At 42.5% G+C, this 9348-nt stretch carries 8 protein-coding genes; all 8 read left to right on the forward strand.

Going from position 1 to position 9348, the window contains the following annotated elements; translation table 11 throughout:
• The first annotated feature begins 643 nt into the window (after nucleotides 1-643).
• The gene (locus H6G83_RS25250) at nucleotides 644-2020 is read left to right on the forward strand and encodes a CmpA/NrtA family ABC transporter substrate-binding protein (RefSeq protein WP_190477070.1); all 1377 of its coding nucleotides are present in this window, start codon (nucleotides 644-646) and stop codon (nucleotides 2018-2020) included.
• A 153-nt stretch (nucleotides 2021-2173) separates the two neighbouring features.
• On the forward strand, nucleotides 2174-3013 hold the full coding sequence (gene ntrB / locus H6G83_RS25255) for a nitrate ABC transporter permease (RefSeq protein WP_190477073.1): 840 nt from the start codon (nucleotides 2174-2176) through the stop codon (nucleotides 3011-3013).
• 100 nt (nucleotides 3014-3113) lie between these two features.
• Nucleotides 3114-5117 carry an ABC transporter ATP-binding/substrate-binding protein gene (locus tag H6G83_RS25260; RefSeq protein ID WP_190477075.1) on the forward strand — a complete coding sequence of 668 codons (2004 nt, stop codon included), beginning with the start codon at nucleotides 3114-3116 and terminating at the stop codon, nucleotides 5115-5117.
• A gap of 24 nt (nucleotides 5118-5141) precedes the next feature.
• Nucleotides 5142-5282, forward strand: coding sequence for a hypothetical protein (locus H6G83_RS25265; protein WP_190477077.1), 141 nt, complete (start codon nucleotides 5142-5144; stop codon nucleotides 5280-5282).
• Between the two features lie 197 nt (nucleotides 5283-5479).
• Nucleotides 5480-6334, forward strand: a complete 855-nt coding sequence (locus tag H6G83_RS25270; protein WP_190477086.1) for a nitrate ABC transporter ATP-binding protein — start codon at nucleotides 5480-5482, stop codon at nucleotides 6332-6334.
• A gap of 783 nt (nucleotides 6335-7117) precedes the next feature.
• The gene (locus H6G83_RS25275; protein ID WP_190477087.1) at nucleotides 7118-7993 is read left to right on the forward strand and encodes a lipid kinase; all 876 of its coding nucleotides are present in this window, start codon (nucleotides 7118-7120) and stop codon (nucleotides 7991-7993) included.
• Nucleotides 7994-8187: 194 nt separating this feature from the next.
• Complete coding sequence (locus tag H6G83_RS25280) at nucleotides 8188-8781, forward strand: IS607 family transposase (RefSeq protein WP_190477090.1); 594 nt, start codon at nucleotides 8188-8190, stop codon at nucleotides 8779-8781.
• Nucleotides 8684-9348, forward strand: a 665-nt coding sequence (locus H6G83_RS35525; protein WP_242044799.1) for a helix-turn-helix domain-containing protein, incomplete at its 3' end; no start/stop codon positions are given. The genes H6G83_RS25280 and H6G83_RS35525, both read left to right, overlap by 98 nt.

Consider the following 9348-nt stretch of genomic DNA (forward strand, 5'->3'; position numbering starts at 1 on the left):
ATGAAATTCTTCCTTCCCTGCTTCCGGTTGGTGAGCGCAGCCGTACCACTCCGTGGAAGCAAGCTGCGCGTTAGCGTCTTGTAGAGAAGTGTTGAACCACTGCTTCCCCATCTCCCCAATGTGATTGTAGATTTTTTAGTTGAAAGTCTCTTATTCCCTGTCCCCTGCTGTAACTATAGATTTAAATGATAGTTTGCATTAGAAATGACCCATAGTTATTGTGAAAAATGGCATCGTATATATGTATTGCAAGAGCAATCATTGCTATAAACAAATACTTACCATCTAAAAACATCGATACATTGAATGAAACTGCCCATTCTTCGGTTGAAAGATAAATTTTTACTTATATAACCAATCTAATATTTATTTAATAAATCTCATTGTGATTTAACCATTTTGTCATTAAAACCTGTAAACTTATTTTCAATACGGTGAGTGACCCCAAAGGAAGCTCAGGTAAGACCAGCAATTAAGATATTTTTATCAACTCAGTAATTCTACTGGCTATTTACTTAGGTAAATGGTGGGTATTGACTTACTTTGCATAATAAAAAAGTATGTGAGCAACGCCAGAAACGTTAGTTTCGCTTGCTTCAAGCATCATGCTTAAAAAAACTTAAATTCGACTTAAGGGGCTGTTATGACAGAGTTTTTGCGAAACGTTTCTCGGCGTAAATTTATAATAACCGCAGGGGCATCGGCGAGTGCTGTGTTCCTCAAAGGTTGCTTGGGAAATCCACCGGAAACTACTGCGGGTAACGCACAAGCTGCGGCAACAGCTCAACCTGCGGCTAATATTAGCCCAGAACAAGCGCCTGAAGTTACAACGATTAAATTGGGATATATTCCCATTGTTGAATCAGCACCTCTAATCATTGCACAAGAAAAAGGCTTTTTTGCTAAGTATGGCATGACTAAAGTAGAACTTTCCAAGCAAGCTTCTTGGGGTTCTGCTAGAGATAACGTAGAAATTGGTTCTGCTGGTGGCGGGATTGATGGTGGTCAATGGCAAATGCCTATGCCACATTTAATTACCGAAGGTATAATTACCAAAGGTAATCAAAAGATTCCTATGTATGTGTTAGCGCAGTTAAACACACATGGGAATGGAATTGCGATCGCCAGCAAACACCAAGGTAGCGGTATTAGTTTACAATTAGCAGGAGCTAAGTCTTTATTCTCCAAACTCAAATCTTCGCCCACACCCTTCACCGCCGCCCAAACCTTCCCCGCAGTTAACCAAGATTTCTGGATTCGCTACTGGTTAGCAGCTGGTGGTATTGACCCTGATGCAGATATCAAGCTATTAACTGTACCTGCGGCGCAAACTGTTGCTAACATGAAAACAGGGACAATGGATGCTTTCAGTACAGGTGATCCTTGGCCTTACCGCATTGTCAAAGATAAAATCGGCTTCTTGGCAACCTTGACTGCGGAAATGTGGAAAAACCACCCCGAAGAATATTTAGCGATCAGAGCAGACTGGGTAGATAAGCATCCCAAAGCTACTAAAGCGCTACTTAAAGGTATCATGGAAGCGCAACAATGGTTAGATAACTTTGACAACCGCAAAGAAGCTGCACAAATTCTGTCTGCGAGAAATTATTTCAACCTCAATAATCCAGAAATTTTAGCAGAACCATTCGCAGGGAAGTATGACATGGGTGATGGTCGTACAATAGATGATAAATCAATGGCGGCTTACTATTGGAAAGATGAAAAAGGTAGTGTATCTTATCCTTATAAGAGTCATGATTTGTGGTTCATAACTGAAAGTGTACGTTGGGGATTCTTACCCAAAGATTACATTACCAACGGTGCGGCTAAAGCGAAAGCATTAATCGATAAAGTCAACCGGGAAGATATTTGGAAAGAAGCAGCTAAAGAAATCAGCATTGCGGATATTCCTACTAGCACATCTCGTGGTGTAGAAGAGTTTTTCGATGGCACAAAATTTGACCCAGAAAATCCAGAAGCATACTTAAAAAGTCTCAAAATTAAAAAAGTCAGCGTTTAGTAAAGATGCGATTTATCGGATCTGAACAACAAAAGAATTAACAGTCATCAGTCATCAGTCATCAGTCATCAAGCTAGAGAATCGCTACAATCTAGCAACAGATTTCTCACACACAGTTAGTTAATCATCGTCATCTGAGGAGCATAATTTACAATGACTTTAGCCCAAAAAAGAGCAGGAAGCCCTAGATTGGATAATGGGTTTTTAGGAAATCTCCAAAAGCAATTTCCTAACCTTGTACCACCGGCGATCGCCATTGTTGTTTTCCTAGTAATTTGGCAGTTATTTTGCTTAACTCCTGGGGCTACTCTCCCAGGGCCTGTCCAAGTAATTCAAGACACTTGGATATTAATTCTCTATCCCTTTTATGACAAAGGCGGCACAGATAAAGGTCTATTTTGGCAAATTTTAGCCAGTCTCCAACGGGTGGCAATTAGCTACAGTTTCGCCGCAGTTGTTGGCATTGGCTTGGGCATTTTAATTGGCGTGAATAAAACCATGTCCAAAGCTTTAGACCCCATCTTCCAACTATTACGGACTGTACCACCTTTGGCTTGGGTTCCTATCTCTTTGGCGGCTTTAAGACAAAACGAACCTGCGGCATTATTCGTAATTTTCATCACTGCAATTTGGCCGATCTTAATCAACACTGCGGTGGGTGTAACTCAAATTCCCCAAGACTACAATAACGTGGCAAAAGTATTACAACTCAGCCGCAAAGAATACTTTACCAACATTCTCATTCCCGCCGCTTTACCCTACATTTTCACCGGATTGAGAATTGCGATCGGTTTGGCTTGGTTAGCGATTATTGCGGCAGAAATCGTTATGTCTGGTATCGTGGGTATCGGCTTCTTTATCTGGGATGCTTATCAAAATAACAACGTCAGTGAGGTAATTTTAGCTCTGGTATATATCGGCGTTGTGGGTTTAGTCCTCGATAAATTGATGGCTTGGTTGCAAAACAAGATTTTACCAGCAGAACAGAAGTAGGTAATGGGTAATGGGTAATGGGTAATCCCCAATCCCCAATTACCAATTACCAATCCCCAATTACCAATCCCCAATTACCAATTACCAATTCCTAACGCTTATGTCAGTATTTGTTGCAGTTGACCAAATTGATAAGGTATTTGAATTAACTGGCGGTGGTAAATATATTGCCCTCAAAGGAATTGACTTACAAATTAAAAAAGGTGAGTTTGTTTCTTTAATTGGTCACTCTGGTTGCGGTAAATCCACATTATTAAATATGATTGCTGGGTTGGATTTACCAAGTGAAGGTGTGGTAACGCTGGAAGGACAGAGAATTACCAGACCAGGCCCAGACCGGATGGTGGTGTTCCAAAACTATTCCTTGTTGCCTTGGCGGACGGTGAGAGAAAATATCGCCCTGGCTGTAAACTCAGTCATGAAGGGAATGCCAGAAGGCGAACGCAAGGCAATTGTCGAAAAACATATAGATATGGTGGGGTTACGTCCCCACGCCGATAAGCAACCGGGAATGTTATCTGGGGGACAAAAACAACGGGTAGCGATCGCCCGCGCCTTAGCGATTCGTCCTAAACTACTACTATTAGATGAACCCTTTGGTGCGTTGGATGCCCTCACCAGAGGTAACTTGCAAGAACAGTTAATGCAAATCTGCGAAGAAAATGAAGTCACTGCGGTCATGGTGACTCACGACGTAGATGAAGCGGTGCTGTTGTCTGACAGAATTGTCATGTTAACCAACGGCCCCGAATCAAAAATTGGTGACATCCTCGAAGTTGACATCCCCAGACCCCGCAAACGTATGGAAGTAGTAGAACACCCCAGCTACTACAGTTTGCGGAGTGAGATGATTTACTTCCTCAACCAGCAAAAACGGGTGAAGAAAATTCGCGCCCGCAAAACCGCAGATGTTTCTCGTCATGGGTTAGAAAAAGTTAACTTAGAAATTGGCTTCCTACCCTTGAGCGCTTGCGCCCCCTTAGCCGTTGCTAAAGAAAAAGGTTTCTTCACCAAGCATGGTTTAGATGAAGTTAACCTCGTGCGGGAAACTAGCTGGCGGGGTATCGTTGATGGCATTAGCGGCGGTTATCTCGATGCAGCCCAAATGCCTTCCGGGATGCCCATGTGGTTAGCATTAGGAGGTCATAACAACCGACCCCTCCCTGTTGTTACCTCCCTCACCATGACCCGCAACGGTAACGCCATCACCTTGGCAAAACGCTTTTATGATGAAGGTGTCCGTACCTTATCGGACTTCAAAAATTACCTGTTGCGGACTCGTGACCAACGCCACACAATGGGAGTAGTCCATCCCGCATCAATGCACAACTTGCTGCTACGTTACTGGTTAGCGGCTGGTGGTATTGACCCCGATGTTGATGTGGATATGCAGACCATTCCCCCCGCGCAGATGGTAGCCGACCTGCAAAACAAGAGTATTGATGGTTATTGCGTGGGTGAACCTTGGAACTATCGCGCCGCCGTTGAAGGTGTAGGCTTTACCATTGCTACCGACTTGGAAGTATGGTTAGGACATCCAGGTAAAGTTCTGGGTGTGCGGGAAGATTGGGCAGAAAAATATCCTAACACCCACATTGCCCTGACTAAAGCTTTGCTGGAAGCCTGTCAATATTGTTCTATCCCAGGAAACGCCGAAGAAGTTAGGAGAATAGTGGCGGGTAGAGATTACGTCAGCACGGATTTAGATTACATTCAACTGGAAGACCCCAACAACCTAGCCTGTGACTTAGACCACCCACTACGCGACTACGCCCACCACCAGTTTTTTGCCGAGTCAGCTATTAACCGCCCCAGCCGTACCGAACAAATCTGGATTATGAGTCAGTTGGCGCGTTGGGGTGATACTCCTTTCCCTAGAAACTGGGTAGAAATTGTCGAAAGAGTTTGCCGTGTGGGTGTCTTCAGTACCGCCGCTAGAGAATTGGGTCTGGATATTACTTATACTCGTCAACCGATTCAGCTGTTTGACGGTACTCCCTTTAACGCTGACGACCCCATCGCCTATCTCAACAGCTTACCAATTAAGCGCGATTTCTCCATTGCTGAAGTCATTCTCGACTCGCCTACAAGAAGAGTTGCGTAAATCAAAAATGGGAAAATAAACATCATGCGCGAGTTACAAAACTGGATTTATCTATCTCAGAACTCCATTGATGAGTCTTGGAACCTCGTGGACGAGTATCGGAACTTCGTGAATGAGTCTTGGAACCTCGTGAACGAGTATCGGAACCTCGTTGATGAGTATTAAACACTCGCGCATCACTAAAAATTATTTTCCCCACTACCTATAGCAATCCCCTGATAGGTTAGGACACCGACTAAGCATAAAATGTCTATAAGAACAGGCTGTAAAGACTGTTACCTGTCCCCTGCTATACTTTCTCGGTAGTTCGGCAATTTTGAATTGATGACTCCCCCGCAAACCAAATACCAAATATCACCACCATGCAAAACCGCAGATCAAGCGTTACCGACAGACAAGAAAGAACATCAAAAGTTTCCGCCAATGGCAGACCATTCCTAGAAATTAGAGATGTTAGCAAAGTCTACCCCACCAAGAAAGGCCCCTTCACTGTCCTTGATGGCGTTAACTTAAACGTAGAAAAGGGTGAATTTATCTGCGTCATTGGTCACTCCGGTTGTGGAAAATCGACACTGCTAAATATGGTTTCTGGCTTTAACTTCCCTACCACTGGGGAAGTGTTACTGGAAGGTGAACCCATCACCCAACCAGGCCCGGATAGAATGGTGGTGTTTCAAAACTACGCCTTGCTTCCTTGGCGGACTGCGTTTGAAAATATCTACCTAGCCGTAAATGCGGTTTACCCCAACAAGCCAGAAGCAGAGAAACGGGCCATTGTGCGCGATCATTTGGCAATGGTGGGATTAAGTGATGCAATGGAGAAGAAACCCCCACAAATGTCTGGTGGTATGAGACAACGGGTTTCGATTGCGCGTGCTTTGGCAATTCGTCCCAAGGTGCTAATTTTAGATGAACCTTTTGGTGCATTGGATGCAATCACCAAAGAAGAATTACAAGAAGAATTGTTGAAAATCTGGGGTGATAATCGCTGCACAGTATTGATGATTACGCACGACATTGATGAGGCGTTATTCTTAGCCGATAAATTGGTGATGATGACCAATGGCCCCCACGCCAAAATCGGTGAAGTATTGGAAATTCCCTTTTCTCGCCCACGCGATCGCGCCCGTATCATGGAAGATCCACAATACTACAAGCTGCGTAACTACGCCCTAGATTTCCTCTTTAACAGATTTGCCCATGATGATGTGGGATAACAACGTTCCCCAGATGACGACTGTTAGTACTTAGGTAAAAGATAAAAGGCAAAATCACCCGATTTTGTCGCTTATCTTCTACCTTTTTTTTAACTAGTAATCATTAATACTTGTAAAAACATTTAATCCCCGGCTTAATTGACAAGCCGGGGATTTGTGCTATCCGGTAAGCTAAAAAACATTTAGTTTGCATATTGAAATAACATCATACTCTTGTGGGGTGGGCATCTTGCCCTCCCTAGTTATGCAGGTTAAATGTGGAACAGCTTATCAGTAATATCATGTCCGCTTAATCACTTATCGTATCGTCGGGGTTGGTAATTGCTAATGGTAGAAAACAATTACCTATTAGCTATTACCCATTACCGACCAAAACAACCATATTATAAGTAATTAGCCGAACTTGATATAATATACAGCACTTTTCACTTTAGTAAAGTACAGAACAGCAAGCAAGATGCCGACCTTACCAGATTTATATTATTAAATTTATATTTCATTTACTTGTAAAGTGCTGTAATTCGTCATGCTAGATTCTGAATCATCTATTATCATGTGATTACAGAATGATAAGCATTTGATATAAATCTGGAAAATTACCACAGTAATATAATTATTCGTAGCTTATATAACTAAAATTATATATTACCACATATAAGTATGAGCATGAGCAATTTAGGAGAAAACTAGAAGATAAATGTCGTAAATAAAGCTAAGTACAAGTTACATATTTTCTTGCATAATGCCTACAATACACTATCGATATCCTAACTAGAAACTATTATGACTCTTCGCGCACTGCTATTAGTAAATCGCCATGCTCGCCAAGGTGAAGCCCGTCTATTACAAGCGATTAATTATTTAAAAGAACTGAATTTTCAGTTAATTGAAGAATCAACAGAACATCCTAAACAGCTTTATCAAATTATACATCAATATAAAAACAAGGTTGATTTAGTAATAGTTGGAGGTGGCGACGGTACTTTAAATGCCGTCGTCGATGCTTTAGTAGAAACTCAATTACCTTTGGGAATTTTACCGTTGGGAACTGCTAACGATTTAGCCAGAACTCTGGGGATTTCTAACTCTTTGCCTGAAGCTTGTAAAACCATTGCCCAAGGAGAATTAAGACGTATCGATTTAGGTTGGGTAAATGGTAAACACTTTTTCAACGTTGCCAGTTTAGGACTAAGTGTAAAAATTACCCGCCGCTTGACCAAAGAATTTAAACGTCGCTGGGGCGTATTAGCTTATGCTGTCACAGCACTGCAAGTCATTTGGAAATCTCGTCCTTTTACCGCAGAAATTCGTACAAAAGATAGAGTTTTCCGCGCCAAAACTGTGCAAATTGCCGTTGGTAACGGGCGTTATTACGGCGGTGGTATGGCTATAGTCCCCGATGCTAGGATTGATGACCAAAGATTAGACCTTTATAGTTTAGAAATAAGCCATTGGTGGGAAATTATTCCTTTATTACCAGCAATGCGAAATGGGCGACATATTCATCGACAAAACGTCCGCGCATTGAATGGGCGAGAGTTTGAGATTTATACAAGCAAACCACGCGCTATTAATACCGACGGCGAAATCACAACCTACACCCCAGCAAGATTTTGCGTTATTCCTAAAGCTTTAGCTGTCTTAGTTCCGCCAGTGTAGGGAGCAGGGGAGCAGAGGAGCAGAGGAGAAAAACTAATGACTATGGACTGTTGACTATGGACTGTTGACTATGGACTAATGACTAATGACCAATGACCAATGACTTGATATTGTAAGAAATATGGAGGGTTAGCTAATAGCTAGTTTTTCGCTAACAATGGGTTATAAATACTAACAAATGCTAATATAGTGGTATGTCTTATGTACCACTACGAGAAGCAGTAAAAAGACTTGGACTGCACCCAAACACTTTAAGGAAGTACGCCGATAATGGGAAAATCGCAAGCATCAAAAATGAAGCAGGGCAAAGACTCTTTAATGTCGAGTCCTACCTTCGTGGTGCAGCTAGAGCTTCCCTTGTTTGCTACTGCCGAGTCAGTTCAACCAAACAGCGAGATGACCTTGGTAGACAAATTGCCTATATGCAATCACTCTACCCAGAAGCCGAAATCATCAAAGATATCGGCAGTGGAATCAACTTCAAGCGCAAAGGACTGCAAGCCTTACTGGACAGACTTAGCAAGGGAGATAAGCTCACGCTTGTTGTTGCCTGTCGTGACCGACTCGCAAGATTTGGGTTTGAACTCATTGAGTACATGGTCGAGCAGAACGGTGGACAAATCGTGGTTCTCGACAACACTGTACACTGTCCCGAATCAGAACTTACCTCGGATCTTCTCTCCATCCTCCATGTCTTCTCTTGTAGAATGCACGGACTCAGAAAATACAGTAAAAAAATCAAGGAAGATCCGGATATTCCTAACAGCAACCCAAAAGCAAACAATTAAGCAGTGGTTCGGTGTTTCTAGGTTTGTCTACAACACCACAGTTAAGATACTGCAAGATTCAACTATTAAAGCAAACTGGAAAGCAATTAAGACAGATATATTGAATGGACTACCTGATTTTTGCAAATCAGTACCTTATCAAATTAAGTCAATTGCTATCAAGGATGCTTGTAAAGCTGTTAACAACGCTAAGAAGAAGTTTAAGAATGGTGAGTCCAGTCCTGTAGGAGGGTTTCCCTCCGTAGGGAACTGGCGAACCCGTAAGGGTGGTGGTATTAGCAAGGTGAAGTTCAGGTCTAGAAAAGACCCGATTCAGTCTTGTTATATCCCTAAGTCTGCGGTATCAGACAAAGGAATTTACTACACGGTTTTAGGTGAGGCAAGATTCAAAGAAACCTTACCTCAAAGCTTTGGTGATTGTCGATTAGTCAAAGCCTATGGTGATTACTATTTGACAGTACCTATGGTAGTGTCACGACAACAGCCCGAAAACCAAGGGCGTGTCGTGGCGCTAGATCCAGGCATCAGAACATTTATTACTTTCTTTTCGGAGTCTAGCTTTGGTGA

The sequence above is a fragment of the Anabaena azotica FACHB-119 genome (assembly GCF_014697625.1).
Classification (GTDB): Bacteria; Cyanobacteriota; Cyanobacteriia; order Cyanobacteriales; family Nostocaceae; genus Trichormus; species Trichormus azoticus_A.